Source organism: Methylomonas sp. Uni0009, from assembly GCF_054188105.3.
Map to the genome: position 1 here is coordinate 4,034,058 of NZ_JBTAFN010000001.1, position 19,273 is coordinate 4,053,330.

General features: G+C 52.2%; 21 protein-coding genes. 5 read left to right on the forward strand and 16 right to left on the reverse strand.

Annotated elements, in window-relative coordinates:
- Positions 1-70: 70 nt before the first annotated feature.
- The 13 genes from ACWAU0_RS18500 to smpB form a co-directional block, all read right to left on the reverse strand.
- A complete protein-coding gene (locus ACWAU0_RS18500) occupies positions 71-1,261 on the reverse strand; it encodes an O-succinylhomoserine sulfhydrylase (protein WP_458137544.1) in 1,191 nt (396 codons plus the stop codon).
- 11 nt (positions 1,262-1,272) lie between these two features.
- Positions 1,273-2,781 carry an amidophosphoribosyltransferase gene (gene purF / locus ACWAU0_RS18505; protein WP_033158650.1) on the reverse strand — a complete coding sequence of 503 codons (1,509 nt, stop codon included), beginning with the start codon at positions 2,779-2,781 and terminating at the stop codon, positions 1,273-1,275.
- Between the two features lie 12 nt (positions 2,782-2,793).
- The gene (locus ACWAU0_RS18510) at positions 2,794-3,312 is read right to left on the reverse strand and encodes a CvpA family protein (RefSeq protein ID WP_171695309.1); all 519 of its coding nucleotides are present in this window, start codon (positions 3,310-3,312) and stop codon (positions 2,794-2,796) included.
- A gap of 42 nt (positions 3,313-3,354) precedes the next feature.
- Positions 3,355-4,188: an SPOR domain-containing protein gene (locus ACWAU0_RS18515; RefSeq protein ID WP_458137545.1), complete on the reverse strand. Its 834-nt coding sequence runs from the start codon at positions 4,186-4,188 to the stop codon at positions 3,355-3,357.
- 11 nt (positions 4,189-4,199) lie between these two features.
- A complete protein-coding gene (gene folC / locus ACWAU0_RS18520) occupies positions 4,200-5,465 on the reverse strand; it encodes a bifunctional tetrahydrofolate synthase/dihydrofolate synthase (protein ID WP_458137546.1) in 1,266 nt (421 codons plus the stop codon).
- A gap of 11 nt (positions 5,466-5,476) precedes the next feature.
- On the reverse strand, positions 5,477-6,415 hold the full coding sequence (gene accD, locus ACWAU0_RS18525; RefSeq protein WP_458137547.1) for an acetyl-CoA carboxylase, carboxyltransferase subunit beta: 939 nt from the start codon (positions 6,413-6,415) through the stop codon (positions 5,477-5,479).
- Positions 6,416-6,439: 24 nt separating this feature from the next.
- Positions 6,440-7,243, reverse strand: a complete 804-nt coding sequence (trpA, locus tag ACWAU0_RS18530; protein ID WP_458137548.1) for a tryptophan synthase subunit alpha — start codon at positions 7,241-7,243, stop codon at positions 6,440-6,442.
- On the reverse strand, positions 7,240-8,442 hold the full coding sequence (gene trpB / locus ACWAU0_RS18535; RefSeq protein ID WP_101052402.1) for a tryptophan synthase subunit beta: 1,203 nt from the start codon (positions 8,440-8,442) through the stop codon (positions 7,240-7,242). Before trpB ends, trpA begins: the two co-directional genes overlap by 4 nt.
- Positions 8,443-8,447: 5 nt before the next feature.
- Complete coding sequence (locus tag ACWAU0_RS18540; RefSeq protein WP_458137549.1) at positions 8,448-9,068, reverse strand: phosphoribosylanthranilate isomerase; 621 nt, start codon at positions 9,066-9,068, stop codon at positions 8,448-8,450.
- 119 nt (positions 9,069-9,187) lie between these two features.
- The gene (locus ACWAU0_RS18545) at positions 9,188-9,949 is read right to left on the reverse strand and encodes a DUF2231 domain-containing protein (protein ID WP_458137550.1); all 762 of its coding nucleotides are present in this window, start codon (positions 9,947-9,949) and stop codon (positions 9,188-9,190) included.
- 52 nt (positions 9,950-10,001) lie between these two features.
- A complete protein-coding gene (locus tag ACWAU0_RS18550; RefSeq protein WP_458137551.1) occupies positions 10,002-11,027 on the reverse strand; it encodes an FAD:protein FMN transferase in 1,026 nt (341 codons plus the stop codon).
- A gap of 15 nt (positions 11,028-11,042) precedes the next feature.
- A complete protein-coding gene (locus ACWAU0_RS18555; protein WP_458137552.1) occupies positions 11,043-11,609 on the reverse strand; it encodes an isochorismatase family protein in 567 nt (188 codons plus the stop codon).
- A gap of 5 nt (positions 11,610-11,614) precedes the next feature.
- Positions 11,615-12,100, reverse strand: a complete 486-nt coding sequence (smpB, locus tag ACWAU0_RS18560; protein WP_020481594.1) for an SsrA-binding protein SmpB — start codon at positions 12,098-12,100, stop codon at positions 11,615-11,617.
- 100 nt (positions 12,101-12,200) lie between these two features.
- Here smpB and ACWAU0_RS18565 point away from each other — a divergent pair, with 100 nt between their 5' ends.
- The 4 genes from ACWAU0_RS18565 (at position 12,201) to ACWAU0_RS18580 (ending at position 14,988) form a co-directional block, all read left to right on the forward strand.
- On the forward strand, positions 12,201-13,559 hold the full coding sequence (locus ACWAU0_RS18565) for a sodium-dependent transporter (protein WP_458137553.1): 1,359 nt from the start codon (positions 12,201-12,203) through the stop codon (positions 13,557-13,559).
- Positions 13,560-13,997: a type II toxin-antitoxin system RatA family toxin gene (locus tag ACWAU0_RS18570; RefSeq protein WP_201798987.1), complete on the forward strand. Its 438-nt coding sequence runs from the start codon at positions 13,560-13,562 to the stop codon at positions 13,995-13,997.
- Positions 13,987-14,268, forward strand: coding sequence for an RnfH family protein (locus tag ACWAU0_RS18575; protein WP_458137554.1), 282 nt, complete (start codon positions 13,987-13,989; stop codon positions 14,266-14,268). Before ACWAU0_RS18570 ends, ACWAU0_RS18575 begins: the two co-directional genes overlap by 11 nt.
- A gap of 252 nt (positions 14,269-14,520) precedes the next feature.
- Positions 14,521-14,988 carry a hypothetical protein gene (locus ACWAU0_RS18580; protein WP_458137555.1) on the forward strand — a complete coding sequence of 156 codons (468 nt, stop codon included), beginning with the start codon at positions 14,521-14,523 and terminating at the stop codon, positions 14,986-14,988.
- A 164-nt stretch (positions 14,989-15,152) separates the two neighbouring features.
- Here the strand turns inward: ACWAU0_RS18580 and ACWAU0_RS18585 are convergent, their stop codons facing one another.
- From ACWAU0_RS18585 to ACWAU0_RS18595, 3 genes are all read right to left on the reverse strand, one after another.
- Positions 15,153-15,344: a hypothetical protein gene (locus ACWAU0_RS18585; protein WP_033158664.1), complete on the reverse strand. Its 192-nt coding sequence runs from the start codon at positions 15,342-15,344 to the stop codon at positions 15,153-15,155.
- Between the two features lie 178 nt (positions 15,345-15,522).
- Complete coding sequence (locus tag ACWAU0_RS18590) at positions 15,523-17,229, reverse strand: AAA family ATPase (protein ID WP_458137556.1); 1,707 nt, start codon at positions 17,227-17,229, stop codon at positions 15,523-15,525.
- A 4-nt stretch (positions 17,230-17,233) separates the two neighbouring features.
- Complete coding sequence (locus tag ACWAU0_RS18595; RefSeq protein WP_458137557.1) at positions 17,234-18,589, reverse strand: (Fe-S)-binding protein; 1,356 nt, start codon at positions 18,587-18,589, stop codon at positions 17,234-17,236.
- A 269-nt stretch (positions 18,590-18,858) separates the two neighbouring features.
- Between ACWAU0_RS18595 and ACWAU0_RS18600 the strand changes: the two genes are divergently transcribed.
- On the forward strand, positions 18,859-19,167 hold the full coding sequence (locus ACWAU0_RS18600; RefSeq protein ID WP_033158667.1) for a DUF6156 family protein: 309 nt from the start codon (positions 18,859-18,861) through the stop codon (positions 19,165-19,167).
- Positions 19,168-19,273: the final 106 nt, after the last annotated feature.

Consider the following 19,273-nt stretch of genomic DNA (forward strand, 5'->3'; position numbering starts at 1 on the left):
TAACGTCGGTCAAAGATAGCTTAATTTTGGATTTGCGTGGCGCGACAGCAGGCTTGACCGACCCGCACCATCAGTAACTTGTCAGTCCGTTAAGCAAATCGGCCTTGATGTCATCGACATTTTCCAAACCCACCGAAATTCTCACCAAGCTGTCTTTGATCCCCGCTTCGGCTCTGGCCTCCGGGCTCAAGCGGCCATGTGTAGTGGTCGCTGGGTGAGTGATGGTGGTTTTAACATCGCCCAAATTCGCCGTGATCGACAACATGCGTGTCGAATCAATCAGCTGCCAGGCGTGATCTTTACCGCCTTGCAATTCGAAACTGACCACTGCGCCGAAATGCGTCTGCTGGCGCTTAGCCAACTCGTGCTGGGCATGCGATTCCAATCCGGGGTAATGCACCTTGGCTACCGCCGGTTGTTGCTCCAGCCACTTGGCCAGTTCAAAAGCATTGTCGCAGTGTGCTTTCATGCGCAAAGCCAGCGTTTCCAGTCCACCCAGAAACACCCAGGCATTGAACGGACTCATCGTCGCACCGCCGGTACGCAGATAGGGATACACGTATTTTTCGATTAATTCTTCGTTGGCTACCACCGCGCCGCCGACGCAACGCCCTTGGCCATCGATGTATTTGGTCGTGGAATGCACCACCAAATCGGCGCCCAAGGTCAATGGCTGTTGCAAAATTGGCGTGCAGAACACGTTGTCGACCACCAAGAGCGCGCCATGCCGATGTGCTATATCGGCTATGGCCCAAATGTCGGCGATTTCAATTAACGGATTGGACGGCGTTTCCAGAAACAGAAGCCGGGTACTAGGCTTAATCGCCGCTTCCCAAGCCGCCGGATCGGTCAAGCTGACGAAATCGGTCTCGACGCCAAATTTGCCGAAATAATTCTGGAAAGTCAGCACTGTATTACCGAACACACTGCGCGAACAGACTACATGGTCGCCAGCCTTCAGCAGAGCCATTCCCACCGCCATGATCGCGGCCATGCCCGACGCAAACGCCAGGCAACGCTCGCCTTTTTCCAGATACGCTAAACGCTCTTGAAACGCGCTGACGGTAGGATTGGTGAAGCGCGAGTAGATATTGCCGGGTTGCTTTCCGGTAAAGCGCAGCGCCGCTTCCTCAGCCGATTTGAACACATAGCTGGAGGTAGCAAAAATCGGGATGCTATGTTCGTCTTCGTGAGTACGCTTGTGCCCAGTGCGGATGGCCTGAGTTTCCGGTGCATAATCTCGCCAATCGAATTCACTCATTTCGGGTCCTGTTACTTTGCAACCTGCATCTCTATGATAAAGCTGCTGCTGTTGCGCAATTCCTGTGCATTGTCATTGCGCAAGGCTTCGATGCGCGCCAGATAAGCATCGTCGATATCACCGGTAATGTAATCGTGGCTGAAGCATGAGGTATCGAAATGCTTGATGTCCGGATTACCTCTACCGACCGCTTCGATCAGATCGTCCAAGCTTTGATAAATCAGCTTATCCGCGCCCAAGGCCTGGCAAATTTCCTCCTCGGTACGGTCGTGCGCTATTAACTCATGCGCGGCCGGCATATCGATGCCATAGACATTGGGATAACGTACCGGCGGCGCCGCAGACGCAAAATATACTTTCTTGGCACCGGCATCGCGGGCCATCTGGATGATCTGCTCGGAAGTCGTGCCGCGCACGATGGAATCGTCCACCAGCAATACATTCTTGCCGTCGAATTCCAGCGAAATAGCATTCAGCTTTTGTTTGACCGATTTTTTACGCATTTTTTGCCCAGGCATGATGAAAGTCCGGCCGATATAGCGGTTTTTCATAAAGCCTTCGCGAAACTTCACACCTAAATCATGAGCAATCTGCGACGCGGCGGTGCGGCTGGTATCCGGAATCGGAATGACCACGTCGATGTCGTGGTCCGGCCATTCCCGTTGAATTTTTTCTGCCAGTTTTCTGCCCATCCGCATTCTGGCTTTGTACACCGAAATATTGTCGATGATCGAATCCGGCCGGGCGAAATAGACATATTCGAAAATACACGGGCAATGATCGACTAATTCGGTACATTGCCGGGTATGTAACTGACCATCCGCTTCGATGAACACGGCTTCGCCCGGCTCGATGTCGCGTATCAATTGAAAATCCAACACGTCCAGCGCCACGCTTTCGGAAGCGATCATGTAATCAGTACCCTCCTCGGTTTTGCGTTTGCCGAACACAATGGGGCGAATGCCATGTGGATCGCGGAAACCGAGTACGCCGAAACCGGCGATCATCACCACTACCGCGTAAGCGCCGCGAATCCGCTTATGTACCGCGCTAACCGCTTGAAACACATCGTCCACGGTCAATTTGAGTTTGCCGAATTGCGCCAATTCATGCGCGAATACGTTCAACAATACTTCGGAATCTGAATCGGTATTGATGTGACGTTGGTCATCCATGAACACCTGATATTTCAGTTCTTCGGTATTGGTCAGATTGCCGTTGTGCGCCAGCGTCAAGCCAAACGGCGAGTTCACGTAAAAAGGTTGGGCTTCAGCCGAACTGGTGCAACCGGCGGTCGGATAGCGCACATGGGCAATGCCCATATTGCCTTTCAGCTTCATCATTTGCTTGCTGGAAAATACATCCCGCGCCAAACCGTTATCCTTACGCAAATGCAAACGGCTACCGTCGCACGTGACAATACCGGCGGCATCCTGACCCCGGTGCTGAAGTACCGTCAGGGCGTCGTATAAATCCTGATTAACACTTTGATTGGAAACAATAGCGGCAATACCACACATAGCAGACCCAAGTTATCGATAATGGATGTAATCCGCCAAACCGGTCGGCATGTGGGTTTTCAACCACATCGCCAAGGCTTGGAACGGAGGAATGAGAAGGGATTGTTTCCACCAGGGATCTTCCGGCAACGGCGTTAGCCCGGCCAGCATCACCAACAAGGAAACCAGTACCGCCCCGCGGGCAATACCGAATAACATACCCAGCAGACGATCACTACCGGTCAAGCCGGTCTTCTCGATAAGCTGACTCAGCAAAAAACTGATTAAACTACCCAAAATTAAGGTGGCGAAAAAAAGCAACGCGAACGCGGCGGCGATTCTGGCCGAAGGATAGCTGATGGTCGATTGCAACAATACCGAAACATCGCGGCAGTACTGCGTTGCCACCCATACCGCCACTATCCAAAGCACCAAAGCAAACGCTTCTTTAACAAATCCTCGCAGTAGGCCCATTATCGCCGAAATCAAGATAATGGAGATGACGACGTAATCCACCCACAGCAACTTGGCCCAGGGTACAAAATCCAACATGGTCTAGCCGGCTAAATCAAACAAAACGACGTTGGCAAAGGGCTATTCGTCCGCCGAAACAAAACTGTTGACGTTAATTTGTGCCAATTTGGCCTTCACCGCCTGAGCCTTGGCTTTATCGACGATAGGCCCTATGCGTACTTTAAACACAGTACCTTTATCGCTGGCTACCTCTCTGACCGATGCGGCGAAACCTTGTTGCTTCAGATTATCCTGCAAACTGATTGCGTTTGGTTTTTGACTGAAGGTACCCACTTGCAAATACCAGCGATTGCTATCCTCGGCTGCTGCCGCTTTGCTGGCCGGTGTAGCCACCTGTGCAGGAGCCGGAACTGCCGCTACCTCTGCTTTTGGTTCTGGTAATTTGTTAACCGGTTTAAGCACTTTCGGTGTTGGGCTCACCGCTTGTAAAGGCTGGACGGCAGGCACAGGCGATTTGCTCGGTTTAGTGAGGACTGCCGGCGGCACATCTTCCGCTTCAGCAGGTTCTTCATCGACTTGCGCGACCGCCGCCGATGGCGCAGCGGGTTTGGCGGCCGGCAGACTCCGTGGCGCCGGCGCGGTCTCTTTGGCAGTCAATTTAACTTGCGGCTTGGGCGCTTCCAACTCGGCTTCCGATTCGCCTTCTTCCAGCACTTTCATCGTTTGTTTGGGCACAGTCTCGGCCGGCAGAGTTTCCGCTACCTCTTCAACTTTTTCCGGCAGAGGCATGATTTCCACATCTTGAGCCTTGGCAGGCAGCTCGGGAATTTTCAATTCATTGATGCTTTTGCCTGTTTCGTCTATCGGGTCGTCAAATAACATCGGTACGAAAATCGCCGCCAACGCGGTAATGACCGCCGCACCAATCAATCGCTGCTTTAACTCTTGATCCATTCTGATCACCTCTATGAAAATTTCGATAAATATTCGGATACTAGAAAAAAAGAACCAAAAATCAAAAGCAAGTCGTCCTGTCCGGTATTTTGCCGGGCGGCTTGAAATGCCTCGGTAAAATCGGTAAAACCGCTACGGACATTATCCAGGCCTTGTTGCTGAAAAATGGTTTCTAACATATCCGGAGTTGCAGCGCGAGGATTAGCAAGTGGCGCTAAATACCACGTAGCCACTTTGTCGCGCATCATGTTCAATACGCCGGCAATATCTTTATCCCGCATCATCGCAAAAACTGCATGTATTCTGATCTCGGGGAAGTATTCAGACAAATAGTTGATCAATGTCTGCACAGCCTGCGGGTTGTGCCCCACGTCAAGCAAAATGCGCGGCGCGCCGGCAATCAACTGGAAACGTCCTGATAGCCGGGCACTTTCCAATCCTTGCCGAATTGCATCGTCACTGACCGCTAATTGAGGCTGTAGGGTGTTTATAGCCATAATCGCCGCGGAAGCATTTCGATATTGGTGTTCGCCCTTAAACGCCGGCGCCGGCAAGCGATCTATTTGCTTATCCGCAGAGCGCCATTCCCAGCTATCGCGCTGTTTTTGATAACTGAATTCGCTGTCCATTTGCAGCGCAATGGCTCCGACTTGCTCGGCTACTTCGACTACTGAGCGTGGCGCTTGCGCATCGCCGATTATAGCCGCCACACCGGCTCTAAAAATGCCGGCTTTTTCCCGACCGATGGCTTCTTCGGTATGCCCCAGCCAATCCACATGATCAAGTGCTATCGTCGTCACAATCGCTGCATCGGGGTCAATAATATTCACCGCATCAAGTCTGCCGCCTAAACCGACTTCCAGTAACTGAATATCCAGATCTGCCTCGGCGAAAATACCCAAGGCTGCCAACGTGCCAAACTCGAAATAGCTCAAACTGGTCTCGCCGCGCGCCGCATCAATGCGGGTAAAAGCATCGCAAATCAAGGCATCCTCGACCGGCACACCATCAATACGAATGCGTTCGTTATAGCGCAAAATATGCGGCGATGTGTAAGCGCCAACCCGGTAGCCCGCGGCCCGATAGATCGCTTCCAGAAACGCCACGCAGGAACCCTTGCCGTTGGTACCGGCAACGGTGATGGTTAGCGGTTTTTTTTGTTCGGGATTAAGCTGCCGATATACGCCTGCAACTCTTCCCAACCCTAAATCGATAGGCCGAGGATGTAGTTTTTCCTGCCAATTCAACCAGGCTTGCAGCGAATCAAAACGTGTCATTTCGACCGTATTTATTCCTGATACTGCAGATTATCGCTCTCACCCTGATTGCTTAATGGCTCGCTGGTGGCAATCACTCCGACCACGTCGGCGCTGCTGTCGGCGCACATAATAGCCAGGATGCTGGCTATTTTATCGCGCATCTCGCGGCGATCAACGATCATGTCTATGGCACCATGTTCCTGCAGGAATTCGCTACGTTGGAAGCCTTCCGGCAATTTTTCCCGCACCGTTTGCTCGATGACTCGCGGTCCGGCAAAGCCGATCAAGGCATCCGGCTCTGCGACGTTAATATCGCCCAACATCGCCAAACTGGCGGACACACCGCCCATGGTGGGGTCGGTCATGAAAGAAATATACGGAATCCCGGCTTCGGCCAGTTTGGTTAGGGCCGCGCTGGTTTTGGTCATTTGAAACAGCGAGAACAAAGACTCCTGCATTCTGGCACCGCCACTGGCAGTAAAGACGATGAACGGCACACCCAAACGCAAACTTTCGTTGACGCCACGCACAAAACGCTCGCCAACCACCGAACCCATTGAGCCGCCCATGAAACCAAAATCAAACGCCGCCGCAACGATACCGACACCTTTTAGCGTGCCCTTCATCACTACCAACGCATCGTTTTCGTTGCTTTGTTTTTGCGCCTGACTAATCCGGTCTTTATAGCGCTTGCTGTCCTTAAATTTCAAAGGATCGCTCGGTTTTAATCCAGCACCGATTTCTTGACGGCCGTCTTCATCCAAAAACATATTCAAGCGTTTACGCGCCGAAATGCGTAAATGGTGATCGCATTTTGGGCAAACGCTTAAGTTTTTCTCCAGCTCGGCGTTAAACAAAATCGCATCGCAACGCGGACATTTATTCCACAAGCCTTCCGGCACGGTGGTTTTCTTCTGCGAGGATTCGGTTCTGATGGCAGAGGGAACCAGTTTTTCAAACCAACTCATTCGGTGTAGTCTCCGCTTGAAAGCTTAAACATCCATGGCTGCGCGCATGGATTTCAATAAAGTGATGATCTCATGCTTGGCTTGCTGAGGATCATCGAGATTCGCTTCTATTTTACTGATCAGCGCGCTACCCACCACGACGCCGTCGGCAATCGCTGCAATGGTTTTCGCCGTATCGGCATCTTTAACACCAAAACCAACACCTACAGGCAGTGCAGTATTCTGGCGAATGAGTTGCAACTTTTCTTCGACATCGGCGGTATCCAGATGGCCGGCACCCGTGACGCCTTTCAGAGACACGTAATACAAGTAACCGCTGCCCACTGCATCCATTTTCTGGATCCTTTCGGCATTGGTGTTCGGCGCCAGTAAAAAGATCTGATCAATGCCGCGGTCGCGCAGCATGCGAACACAAGACTCGGACTCTTCCGGCGGCAAATCCACCGTCAATACGCCATCAACCTCAGCGCGCTGTACGGCATTCGCAAAGTCTTCGTAACCCATGATTTCTATCGGATTTAAATAGCCCATCAACACCAATGGGGTGTCCTGATCGGTTTTACGAAACTCCATCGCCATGCTCAATACTTTCCGCAAGCCGACATGATGAGATAAAGCCCGCTCGCTGGCGCGTTGTATCACTGGTCCATCAGCCATTGGATCGGAGAAAGGTACGCCTAGCTCGATCACATCGGCGCCAGCTGCCACCATTTCATGCAGCAGTGGTACGGTAAATTCCGGATAAGGATCGCCGGCTGTAATAAAAGGGATCAAGGCTTTGCGCCCGGAGGCTTTTAATTCAGCAAATTTGTTGGCTAAACGGCTCATAGACTGATGCCCTCGCGTTGCATAATGGTGTGCATGTCTTTGTCGCCGCGTCCGGACAGATTGACGATAATAATTTGATCCTTGCGCATGGTGGGCGCCAGTTTCATCGTGTAAGCCATCGCGTGGCTGGACTCCAACGCCGGGATAATGCCTTCCATTTTGGTCAAGGCATGGAAGCCTTGCAGCGCCTCATCGTCGGTAATATTCGGATATTGAGCGCGGCCGGTATCTTTCAACCAGGCGTGCTCCGGGCCGACACCGGGATAATCCAGACCGGCGGAAATCGAATGGGTTTCAATAATCTCACCGTCGTCGTCGGCCATCAGATAGGTGCGATTGCCGTGCAATACGCCGGGTCTGCCGGCCGATAACGGCGCGGAATGACGACCGGTTTCGATACCGTCGCCGGCAGCCTCGACACCATACATCTTCACGCCGGCATCGTCGATAAACGGATAGAACAAGCCAATGGCATTGGAACCACCACCAACGCAAGCGACCAAGGCGTCGGGCAATTTGCCGGCTTGATCCAGGCATTGTTGGCGCGCTTCCCGGCCTATCACGGCCTGGAAGTCACGGACCATGGCAGGATAAGGATGCGGACCAGCTACGGTGCCGATAATGTAAAAAGTATTGTCGATATTGGTGACCCAATCGCGCAAGGCTTCGTTCAGCGCGTCTTTCAGGGTTTTGGAACCTGACTCGACCGGCACCACGGTAGCGCCAAGCAACTTCATCCTATAAACATTCAAGGCTTGGCGCGCGACATCGACAGCGCCCATGTAAACCACGCATTCCAAACCCAGGCGCGCGGCTACAGTGGCAGTAGCAACGCCGTGCTGGCCAGCGCCGGTTTCGGCGATGATACGAGTCTTGCCCATGCGCTTCGCCAGCAAAGCTTGCCCAACAGTGTTATTTACCTTGTGCGCGCCGGTGTGATTGAGATCTTCACGCTTCAGATAAATCTGCGCACCGCCCAGATGCTGGCTCCAGCGTTCGGCGTGATACAGCGGCGACGGCCGGCCAACATAATCGCGCAGATCCGCATCCAGCTCGGCAATAAACTCCGGATCCAGCATATAGCGCTGGTAGGCTTCGTTCAGTTCGGTTATGGCCGGCATCAGCGTTTCCGCAACAAAAATACCGCCGTAAGGCCCGAAATGGCCCCGGGTATCCGGCATATCGTATCTATCTGTCATAGTTCTCAAGTCGCTTGATTAGTTATTCTTATGAAAGCAGCCATTTTCGCCGCATCCTTGATGCCTTTCCCGGCCTCAACACCGCTGCTGACATCCAGCGCATACGGTTTTACCGCTTTAATCGCTTCCCCGGCATTTTCCGGCATCAATCCACCCGCGAGAATGATCGGCAAACTGCGGGCCTTAGGAATCAAATCCCAGTCAAAACTGCTACCGCTGCCGCCCTGCACGCCCGGATGATAAGCATCCAACAGTAACCCGGCCGCATCGTGGTACTGCTGTTGCAATCCTACGACGTCGGTATCGGATTGCATGCGAATGGCTTTGATATACGATTTATCGTAAATCCGGCAATCCTCAGCAGGCTCGTCGCCATGAAATTGCAGGCAATCCACCCTTACTTTATTCAATACTTCGCGGATCAAAGCCGGCTCAGCATCGACGAACAAGGCTACCACGTTAACAAAAGCTGGCAACGCCCTACTGATGCTTGCGGCTTGTTCAATACTGACGTTTCTTGGACTAGGCGGATAAAACACCAAACCAATCGCGTCGACGCCCAAATTGGCCGCATAAAGCGCATCCCCCACCTGGGTAAAGCCGCAAATTTTAACGCGGGTACGCATCGAAAGCCTCATAAAAAATGGCGGCGTAGAATAACACAGGTATCCGATATGTCATGTCCGCGCCAATAAAAAAAGGCTGACCCTTGTCAGCCTTCGTCCGGTGGCTCCTAAGGTGGGCGTCAATGCGCATGATCATGGTCGTGATGATGACCGGCAGGGCCATGCGGCGTTTCATCCTGATGGGTATCTTCCGGATTCAAATCTTCAACTTCGGTTTCGTCAGACGTTGCAGGCAAATTCTGCGGCGCAACGCCCTCGTGTTCATGGGCCAGTGCTGCCGCGCGATTGACCTGATCTGCCGCTTGCACGGACACACCATGCTTATAAACCATCAGCCCACCCAGATCGGCGGTAAACGCCAGCAAAGCCGATAAAATCGCCGCCAGTAATAAATACAGCGTGTTTGCCGATCCGGCTATCAGCCCTTTGCTAAACAAACGCCACGCCGACAGTAGAGTAGCCAAACTCAATACCGAGATACCCAGATGTTCGTGATGCTCCATGATCTCGTGAACATCACCGCCATGCGCAACACTCCCTGCCGCCACCAAACCCGCCGCCACGGTAAGCGCGGCAAACACAGTACCCAGATACAAAAATGCGCCGGCTATCTGCCGCCACTCCGAGCGCTTCGCCAAGCTGCCGATTACATCCAGGGTAAAGAACAAGGTCAGCAACGCAATCGGAAAATGCACCAGCAAGGGATGAATATTCTGAAGCGCGGCAATGCCTGGCAACACACTATTAAAGCTTTCCGCCGGAGATTGCCGCACCAGGACTTCCAGGAAGGACAATAAGCTCTCCACCCCGCCGGCCACTCCGCCGCCGTTGTCGCCGCCACCATGCACGGCGAACGTCAAGTGATCGTTTAGACCCCACATAAAATCTCCCCCGATTTAGTTTTGCGCGGATACTACCACGATAGAACTAAGCCTAGTTAATCGTCACTTGGGTGGACATGGTCAAGGCTCTAGTTTTACTTTCCAAAAACTCGGTGCCTTGCTGCTGAATAAACATCACCTGCAATTTCTCGGCATCGGCAAGTTTCATCCCCTCCTCTTGCCCCAGGCATAACAAAGCGGTAGACCAGGCATCGGCGATAGTGGGGCTTTCATTAAACACGCTGACCGCCACTAAGTCGTGAGTAACCGGCGCGCCGCTACGGGCATCAAGGATGTGGCTGTAACGTTTACCTTTGACATCGAAATAATGCCGATACGTGCCGGAAGTCATCACCGACATCGGGCTGTCTTTGGGCAAGGTCACGACCTTATGCATTTTTTGTTCGCCAGGTAGCGGTTTTTCCACTGCAATCCGCCAAGCCTTGCCGTCCGGTTTGCTACCCAGCGCTTTCAACTCGCCGCCTATTTCCACCAAATAGTTTTGGATACCCATAGCTTGCAGCGCATTGCTGATTTTCTCTACGCTGTAACCCTGGGCTATCGACGACACATCGACACGCAACCTCGGCAGTTTTTTTGATATATGGCTATCGTCCACCAACTGCAATTTGTCCATGCCGACATTCGCCAAAGCGGCCTGTAGCGTTGCATCGTCGGGAATAGTCAAATCATCACCCATGAAGCCCCACAGCTCGAACAAAGGTTTGATCGTCAAATCGTAACACCCCTGGCTCAGGGCGCTGACGTTCTGCGCGATTTTAACCAAAGCCACGATTTCCTCGCCGACTGGCTGAGCATCGGTCGAAGCGTTGGCATTGAACTGCTCGATTAGCGAGTCAGGTCGGTAGTTGGATAAGGTTTTATCCAAATCCAGGAAAACCTTTTCAACTTCAGCGGTGATTTGCGCCTCGTCCAGGGCTTGCGGCGCCCAATAGCTAATATGGTAAGTGGTCCCTTGCGCAAAACCGCTAAAAGTATGCAACGGCGGCAGCGGCTCCGCACAACCTTGTATCAGCAACAGTCCCAGTAAGACCGCGTTCCATCCCTTCCTTAGCATTAACCCCCCGTAGCACTAACGCAAAAGCGCCGAAATAGTTTTGAAATGACTATGCCGAGCATCCCGCAACCATTCGAACAACACGGATTCGTGACAACTCAACGCAACACCTTGCTGCTGCATGCGCTGCAAGGCGTAATCTTTGTGCTGGACTTGGCGCGAGCAAACTACATCCGCCAACACATGCACTTGATAGTTTGCACTTAACAACTCAAGCGCGGTTTGCAACACGCACACATGCGCTTCCTGACCGATGATCACCACTTGCTGCCGACCGGTGTCAGCCAGGGCTTGCTTGAAACCGTCCGCGGCGCAACAAGAAAAACCGGTTTTACTGAAAATCCGGGCACTACCGGGCAAACACTCACTAATCTCTGCTTGAGTAGGCCCTAGCCCTTGCGGATACTGTTCAGTCACTAACACCGACACATCCAACAGCTCGGCGGCTTTCAGTAAGCGCTGACCGTGCGAGAGCATTTGTTTCAAGTCGGTAGCCGGCATCGCCGCCGACAAACGCTGTTGAATGTCCACCACCAGCAATACGCTGTTGTCTGCCTCCAGTAAATTGGGATGCGTCGCCATCGAGCTTAGCCGTGCTTCATGATGCGCGCTCGGTCGCGCTGCCAATCCTTATCTTTGGATGCGGCGCGTTTGTCGTGCAATTTTTTACCTTTCGCCAAACCGATTTTCAACTTGGCACGGCCCTTAATCCAGTACATCGACAACGGAATCAAGGTATAACCCTTGCGCTCCACGGAGCCGATTAATTTGTTCAATTCACGTCTGTGCAACAACAATTTTTTCTTGCGCACAGCATCGGGGTTGACGTGGGTAGATGCCGACAATAAAGCCGACACATGCGCACCGCTCAACCAGGCCTCGCCACGCCTGATCTCGACATAACTTTCCTTGAGCTGAATCCGACCGTCGCGCAAGCTTTTAACTTCCCAGCCTTCCAATACCAAACCGGCCTCGAAAGTCTCGTCTATCGTGTACTCGTGGGAGGCCTGGCGATTAACCGCGATGGTGTTATCGGTGGCTTTGTTGTCCTTCTTGGATTTTTTGGCTGCCATTACGTAGCGAAGATTTTTTAAACTGACTGAAAACGTGAATTTTGATATTTTACTCACACACCCGTTAAATAACGACATAAAAACACAAGGGCTCTCCAACATGACCGATAAAACCCCATCCATCCACGGCGAATGGTCCTCCCGTTTCGCCTTTATTCTGGCCGCCACCGGTTCGGCGGTCGGTTTGGGTAATATCTGGAAATTTCCTTACATCACCGGCCAAAACGGTGGCGGCGCTTTTGTGATGGTGTATTTAATCTGCGTGGCAGCGATCGGCATACCGATCATGATTGCGGAAATTATGTTGGGCCGCCGCGGCCGGCAAAGCCCCATCAATACGATGCAATCTCTGGCTACCGAAGCCAAAGTCGATCCGCGCTGGGGCTATTTGGGCTGGATGGGCATGATCGCCGGTTTTTTAATCCTGGCCTACTATAGCGTGATTGCCGGCTGGGCTATGGCTTACATCTTCAAAGCGTTTTTCGGTGGCTTTTTCGGAACCGACGGCGGCGAAGTTAAGGAGATATTCGACAATTTGATGGCCAGCCCTATCCAGCAAATTTTCTGGCACACCGTGTTTATGTTCATCACCATGCAAGTCGTAATGCGCGGTGTAAAAGGCGGCCTGGAAAAAGCCGTACGGTTTTTGATGCCTGCCTTGTTCGTGATCCTGATCATTTTAGTGGCTTATGCGATGGCATCAGGCTATTACGCGCAAGGCATCCACTTTCTATTCAGCCCCGATTTCAGCAAAATCACCGCTGACGCGGTGCTTACCGCCATGGGCCACGCCTTCTTTACGCTTAGCTTGGGCATGGGTGCCATTATGGTGTATGGCTCTTACCTGCCCGGTCATGTCTCGATTGCCAAAACCACGTTTTTCATCGCCGGCGCGGATACCGCCGTAGCCTTGCTGGCCGGCATCGCCATTTTTCCCTTGGTGTTTGCCAACCAGTTAGAAGTGTCTACCGGGCCTGGTCTGATTTTTCAAACCCTACCCTTGGCCTTTGGGCATATGAGCGGTGGTTGGCTATTCGGCGTGCTGTTTTTTGTACTGCTTTTTTTCGCCGCCCTCACCTCGTCCATTTCCTTGATCGAACCGACCGTAGCCTGGCTGGTGGAAAACAAAAATATTGATCGGCAAAAAGCCTGTGTCTGGTCCGGCACTGCCTGCTGGGGCTTAGGCGTGGCCGTGGTGTTTTCGTTTAATATTTGGTCCGACTTTAAAATCTTCGATAAAAACCTGTTCGAGCTTCTGGATTACCTGACCGCCAACCTGATGCTGCCCTTGGGCGGTTTGTGCATCGCGGTGTTTGCCGGCTGGATGATGAAACAAGCCCATGCCGAACAAGAGTTGGAACTGCCTGCGCAAGGCTTTCAAGCCTGGCAATTTTTGATCAAATACGTGGCGCCGGCTGCCGTATTCATCGTCTTCTTACATGTACTCGGGGTGCTGTAAATGATCACGGTTGTACAAAAAAGCGCCTTGGTCAAGTTTTCTGCAAAGCAGATGTTTGATCTGGTGGATGACATTGAGTCGTATCCCAAATTCTTACCCTGGTGCTCCGGCAGCAAAATCTTGAAGCGTGAAGGCAATATCGTCGAAGGCCAAATCGACATCGCCAAGGCCGGCTTTCATAAATCCTTCACTACACGTAACAAAATCGATCAAGGCGGCAGAATCCAAATCAGTTTGCTGGACGGGCCTTTTTCCTCGCTAGAGGGCTTTTGGAGTTTCATGCCGCTTCGCGAAGACGCCAGCAAAATCTCGCTGGACCTGGAGTTTGAAATCTCCGGCATGCTGGCCAATTTGGCCTTTGGTCCGGTGTTCAATCAAATCTGCAACACCATGGTCACCTCCTTCACCCAACGTGCCAAAGCCTTGTATGGCGGATGATTTGATAGCGGTGGAAGTGGCTTACGCCACGCCGGATCGACAACTGCTTATTCCCATCAGCCTGGCGGCGAATTCCACCGTCGAACTCGCCATAGAAGCTTCCGGTATTTTGCGGGAGTTTCCGGAAATCGATTTAGGTCAGCAGAAGGTGGGGATTTTTGGACAGGTTTGTAATTTGGATAAAGTCATTAGTACCGCTGATCGTATAGAGATTTACCGGTCTTTAAAGCAGAATCCGATGGATGCGAGGCGGGGGCGGTTGCAGAAATAGTTTGGGTAAAATTTGATGGTTAACCCATTTGATTTAGGCAGTGCTAAATGCAGACACACAGTTGAAATGAAAGGATATTTCTATTTTTTAAAACGTTTTGACATCGTTTTGACGCAATGTTTTGCGTCATTTAGGATGCCTAATTTTAGTTAGGCGCCACAAATGCCATCAGACTCCAAGTCAGACTCTCTTGAACTCACTGAGTTGCCGCCAGAACTTCAGCCGCAAATGCGCTTGTATCGGCGCCTATACTTGGCACGCATCGACCTAGACGAAGCCAAAGCCGCAGCAGAGGAACTCCTCGAACGCCGAATCCCACTCCCAAGACGTAAGCAACCCGTACCACTTCTCATGTCGTTAACCACCGCTCTGGTCGTCTCTTACGCTCGCCCATTTGTGGCCTCGCGTCGGAACTCCTCAGTTGCAGATACCACAGTTCCTGGAGTCCTGCTGAGAACGCTAAGCAGTCGCCAGCGCGAACTTCATGAAGCGCTGATCGAGCTTCGGAACAAACAAGTGGCTCACTCCGACGCGGAAGTTCTAGACATGCACATAAGGCTGATCCCAGATGGAGATGTCGGCATATTCCGTGATCCGCGGTCGCCATTCAGACGCGACGCATTGCATACAATTCTGAAGGTCATCGCAAAACTTGAAATCGCAATAGACGAGAAGTGCGAGAGCCTTCGCGTCGAGCTACCCAATGGTGTGTGGCTTTGAGCCGAGCGGCGCCCAACCCCTCGGTCCAGGCGAGGCCCAACGGCAAGGCAGGACCGTCGATTGGGATGAACAACCCGAATCCCAGCATAAAAGCCGTAAAGCCGGGCATCGCTACCCATTAGTTTTCCTAAACTTCAAGCAATTGGCAAATATGCCAACCGGAATTAATGCCGATCAATTTCCTTCGCTTGTGCCCCGCTATCAATGGCTTTATCAATCAACATCACGCTACCACGCATCAATGCGGCAAAGAGCAATATGGAAAACACCAACCCCATCGGTAGTATGCCGAGCAAACCGGCAATGACAACGATCAGCATAGCTATGCCGGTATTTCCTATCTTAGCGATCTTCATTTGGCCTCCCGGACCGTTTATCGGTCGAAACGAAATCTCGCATTCACTATATCGGCTTATTTAAATTCAACAATACACGCAAGCGGTAATATATTGTTTTACTTAATAAAACAGTAACAATATTAAGTGTATTTGTAATTCACCCCTATTCGAGGAAAACAGACACCCTCTTTTCAAACTAGGCGGCTTCGTCCAGCAACTCCAGGCCTCTAAACACCGAACAACGCTTGAACACCTCCAACTCCGGCGCCAGTTGTTTTTGCTGGCAGAATTTAGCGACCAGTTTGGTCAAGCCCTTGATGTCGCGCCCCGTAGCCCCGGGAAAGATGGCCGCCAGTTCGTCGATCAATTCTTCCCTGACCGGCAAGCTAAATTGCTCGGTCATGACCCGCCAGATTTTGCATCTGTCCGCATGATCCGGGGCGTGGTAGCGCAGCATGGCGATACAACGGGAAATGATGGCTTCATCGATGTCATCGACCCGGTTGGTGGTCAGAAACAACAAGCCGTTGAAATACTCCAGCACCCGCAAGAACACACCGACTACGGCATTGGAAGCCAAATTGTCTGCCCGGCTTTTGATGTACACGTCGGCTTCGTCAATCAGCATCACAGCCCCCCAGCGCTGGGCACGGATCAAAGTGTCCTTCAAGGTTTTTTCCATCTCCGCGACGTTTAAACCCAACTGCCCGGAATGCACCCGGTATAAAGGCCGCTTGATGATTTCCGAATACACTTCGGCGGTCAGCGTTTTGCCGACCCCCGCCGGACCGGCGCACAGCACCGTGGTACCGCCGGATTTGCCGGCGACGATGTCGTCCATCAGCATGTCCATTTCCGCGGTCAGAATGTCGATCAGATCGGTTTGTTCGGGCGGCAGGATCAGCTTTTGTTTCAACTCCGGCTGATACACATAAGGCTGGGTATCGTCGACGTGTACCCAAACGTGGTGATGCAATTCCAGATGAAACATCAGGATATAGCCATGCACCGGCATTTCCGTGAACATACCTTTAGGTACATCGGCTTTGGCGGCTTCCATGGCGCTTTCGGTTTTGCTGTCGTAGCGCATGCTTTTGCCGGCTTTACGCAGATAAGTGCCCAGAATGTCGCCGGATGCGTCCAGACTCAAAGCCCGTTCGCTGAGGATATTTTCGTCGTTGACCAAGCGGCAGATCCCGCCACCCGAGGACATGACTACCGTATTCTTGCGCGTCCAGTCGCTGCTGCGATGGCTAGCGGTGGGGTCCTCGGCGTATTCGCCGGTGCCCCACCCGGAAAACTGTTCACCATACCGAGCGCGCCAATCAAAATACCGAGCGGTAGCCTCATCGTAACTGGCGATTAATTCCGGGGTTTCTTTTAAATAACCTTTGGTGGCAAAAATCTCCGGGATGGTTTTGTTCGCCAGATCTTTGCTCCGAATGATGAGGCTCTCAACCATGATTTTACCCTTGGTGTTGGCCTTCAATTCGATCAGGATCCGCCCGGCTTCTTCTTCTCCCGGTGGGGTGTAATCCAGGCGAGTGATCAGATAAGCCAAGGTTCTGCCGGAAGGCTGCACATGAAATAGCCAACCACGCAGCCCGCCCTCCAATAAATAATTGGCAATGGCCGGCAACAACATTTCCAGTTGATCGACGTTGTAGCGATGGCTGTTGTCGGCCAGCGCCGCTTGCAAAGCTATCAATAGCGCTGCTTGCTGTTGTAAGGCTTCACCGTGTTGCAAGTAGATGTCGGCCAGACTGGCTAATTCGGCCTCACTGAGTAAATCGTAAGGCACTTGCGCCTTGGTGCCAAAACGCAATTGCTCATTGATGCTTTGCAAGCGGGGGTGATCGTTAAGCAGTTGTTCGAGATGACGTTTGTCGATGGTTAATTTCATGGCATCAATCCTGTGACGGTAAGGCTAAACAAAGTACTTCGGCTAAATGCAGCGGCTTGGCAAAGCCGCCATTACCGATCTGCTGCTGACAAGAGAAACCGTTGCTGACTAGCAATGCGTCAGGTTCGGCGCGCAGCGCTGGAAATAAGGCCAACTCGGCCATGGCTTGGGATTGGTCGAAATGCTCGGCTTCGACACCAAAATTGCCGGCCATGCCGCAGCAAGACGATTCGATCAGCTCGAATTTCAAATCCGGCAGTTGCTTGAGCAACTTGCGAACCGACTTGATGGCGCCGACTGCTTTTTGATGACAGTGGCCGTGCAATAACAAGCTGTTAACGCCGGGGATGGATTGAAACTCTATAGGCCAGCGTTTGCCGGCTTGTTCGCGTACGATAAACTCTTCCAATAACAAGACCTTTTCCGCCAGTTTTTGTGCCGGTTCGCCCAAGCCGAGTTTTAAATATTCGTCGCGTAAACTGAGAATACAAGAGGGCTCCAGACCAATAATCGTGCGCCCCGCAGCGACATGCTCGGCGAGAGCCTCCAGCATGCGCTGCGCTTCGATGCGGGCTTTATCGATCAGACCATTGGAAAAGTAGGTGCGGCCACAGCACAAGGGCCGGTCTGATTCATCATCGGCTAGGGGCGTGGCGATGTGTACGTGATAGCCGGCGCTATGCAGCAACTTTTTAGCCGCTTCTGCAGCAGCCGGGTTGAAGTAATAGTTAAAGGTATCGACCAGTAACACGACCTGTTTGTCGGCTAACTCCGGATGCAAACTTAATTCGGATTGCGCCGGTACCTGAAACGCTTGCGCGGCAGGTTCCGGCAAGCGGACTTTGGCGCTGACGCCCAGCCAGGCTTCGCCCAAGCGCGCCAGCAGCGGCATGCGATTGCGCCACTGGATCAAAGGCCGGAGCGCGCGCCAACGTAGTATTTTCGGCAACTCCGCCCACAGGCGCCGCCGCATCGTCAAGCCATTGCGCTGCACTTGCTGCGCCAGAAACTCGGCCTTGATCAAGGCCATGTCCACTTCGTTTTCGCACTCGCGCTTACAACCCTTGCAACTGATACACAAGGCCATGGTTTCGGCCAGTTCCGGATTGAAAAAAGCCGCATCATTATCGGCGTTCAAAGCTGCCTTCAACGCCCTTACTCGTCCGCCCGGCGACAGACCGGGATTTTGCGTCACCCTATAACTGGGGCACATCACCCCTTTCGCATCCCGTTCGCATTGCTTGCTGCCGATGCACACCGCCACGGCCTTGGCGAAATCGGCGCCATGCTTGGGAATATCGGCATAGGCGTCGCCCATTCCGGCGTTTTCATAAGACGACCAATCCAGAAACAGTTTCATAGGCACCAGGCTGAATAAAAACCTGGGTCAAGCAAAAACGAAGCCAGACTTTGCTTGACTGATGCGCTATGCGTATCGGCCCTGTCATAGGTGCAGTTGTGACATTTCCAAGCTAACCCGCCATGTAGCAAATCCGACAATCAAAACCCGTAGCGGACGATTTACCACAGCGTTATCCACTTAGACCGGCAAGAAACCCAGACAATTCGGCCCGCTTATTCCGGCACAAATATTGCGGAAATTAGTTTCTTTGACTTGGGAAAATTGAAGTGGAATTAGAAAACTGCGATACCCGCTATTTCATTAGCTATAGCGGCGTAAAACTACCCTTGAAACTGGTCAACGAACTGGCAGACGAAAGCCATCTGGAAAACCGCAACACCTACTTCCGCGGCTGCTACGCTGCCGATGAACGCCTAATGTTGCTGGAAAAACTGGTCTATGGCGAAGTGGAATTACGTCATGTCTATACCTATCATGCTAACGGGGTTCTAGCCGAGGCGGAAATAACGGATGCGGACGGCGAGATCGACCTGTTACGCTTTGACGAAACGGGAGCTGCATTGAAATTTGATTAGCTGGCTGGTTCATAAACCTTTGCCATAGGCAATTTGCTACCGCCTACAATACAATATGTCTCTCGCGCCTTAAGCTTGGCGACCGACATTTTGTTTTCATTCAACC

Bases quoted from the DNA above. Each gene is read 5' to 3' on its own strand.
- ACWAU0_RS18500 (WP_458137544.1), bottom strand. From the start codon at position 1,261: ATGAGTGAATTCGATTGGCGAGATTATGCACCGGAAACTCAGGCCATC.
- purF (WP_033158650.1), bottom strand. From the start codon at position 2,781: ATGTGTGGTATTGCCGCTATTGTTTCCAATCAAAGTGTTAATCAGGAT.
- ACWAU0_RS18510 (WP_171695309.1), bottom strand. From the start codon at position 3,312: ATGTTGGATTTTGTACCCTGGGCCAAGTTGCTGTGGGTGGATTACGTC.
- ACWAU0_RS18515 (WP_458137545.1), bottom strand. From the start codon at position 4,188: ATGGATCAAGAGTTAAAGCAGCGATTGATTGGTGCGGCGGTCATTACC.
- folC (WP_458137546.1), bottom strand. From the start codon at position 5,465: ATGACACGTTTTGATTCGCTGCAAGCCTGGTTGAATTGGCAGGAAAAA.
- accD (WP_458137547.1), bottom strand. From the start codon at position 6,415: ATGAGTTGGTTTGAAAAACTGGTTCCCTCTGCCATCAGAACCGAATCC.
- trpA (WP_458137548.1), bottom strand. From the start codon at position 7,243: ATGAGCCGTTTAGCCAACAAATTTGCTGAATTAAAAGCCTCCGGGCGC.
- trpB (WP_101052402.1), bottom strand. From the start codon at position 8,442: ATGACAGATAGATACGATATGCCGGATACCCGGGGCCATTTCGGGCCT.
- ACWAU0_RS18540 (WP_458137549.1), bottom strand. From the start codon at position 9,068: ATGCGTACCCGCGTTAAAATTTGCGGCTTTACCCAGGTGGGGGATGCG.
- ACWAU0_RS18545 (WP_458137550.1), bottom strand. From the start codon at position 9,949: ATGTGGGGTCTAAACGATCACTTGACGTTCGCCGTGCATGGTGGCGGC.
- ACWAU0_RS18550 (WP_458137551.1), bottom strand. From the start codon at position 11,027: ATGCTAAGGAAGGGATGGAACGCGGTCTTACTGGGACTGTTGCTGATA.
- ACWAU0_RS18555 (WP_458137552.1), bottom strand. From the start codon at position 11,609: ATGGCGACGCATCCCAATTTACTGGAGGCAGACAACAGCGTATTGCTG.
- smpB (WP_020481594.1), bottom strand. From the start codon at position 12,100: ATGGCAGCCAAAAAATCCAAGAAGGACAACAAAGCCACCGATAACACC.
- ACWAU0_RS18565 (WP_458137553.1), top strand. From the start codon at position 12,201: ATGACCGATAAAACCCCATCCATCCACGGCGAATGGTCCTCCCGTTTC.
- ACWAU0_RS18570 (WP_201798987.1), top strand. From the start codon at position 13,560: ATGATCACGGTTGTACAAAAAAGCGCCTTGGTCAAGTTTTCTGCAAAG.
- ACWAU0_RS18575 (WP_458137554.1), top strand. From the start codon at position 13,987: ATGGCGGATGATTTGATAGCGGTGGAAGTGGCTTACGCCACGCCGGAT.
- ACWAU0_RS18585 (WP_033158664.1), bottom strand. From the start codon at position 15,344: ATGAAGATCGCTAAGATAGGAAATACCGGCATAGCTATGCTGATCGTT.
- ACWAU0_RS18590 (WP_458137556.1), bottom strand. From the start codon at position 17,229: ATGAAATTAACCATCGACAAACGTCATCTCGAACAACTGCTTAACGAT.
- ACWAU0_RS18595 (WP_458137557.1), bottom strand. From the start codon at position 18,589: ATGAAACTGTTTCTGGATTGGTCGTCTTATGAAAACGCCGGAATGGGC.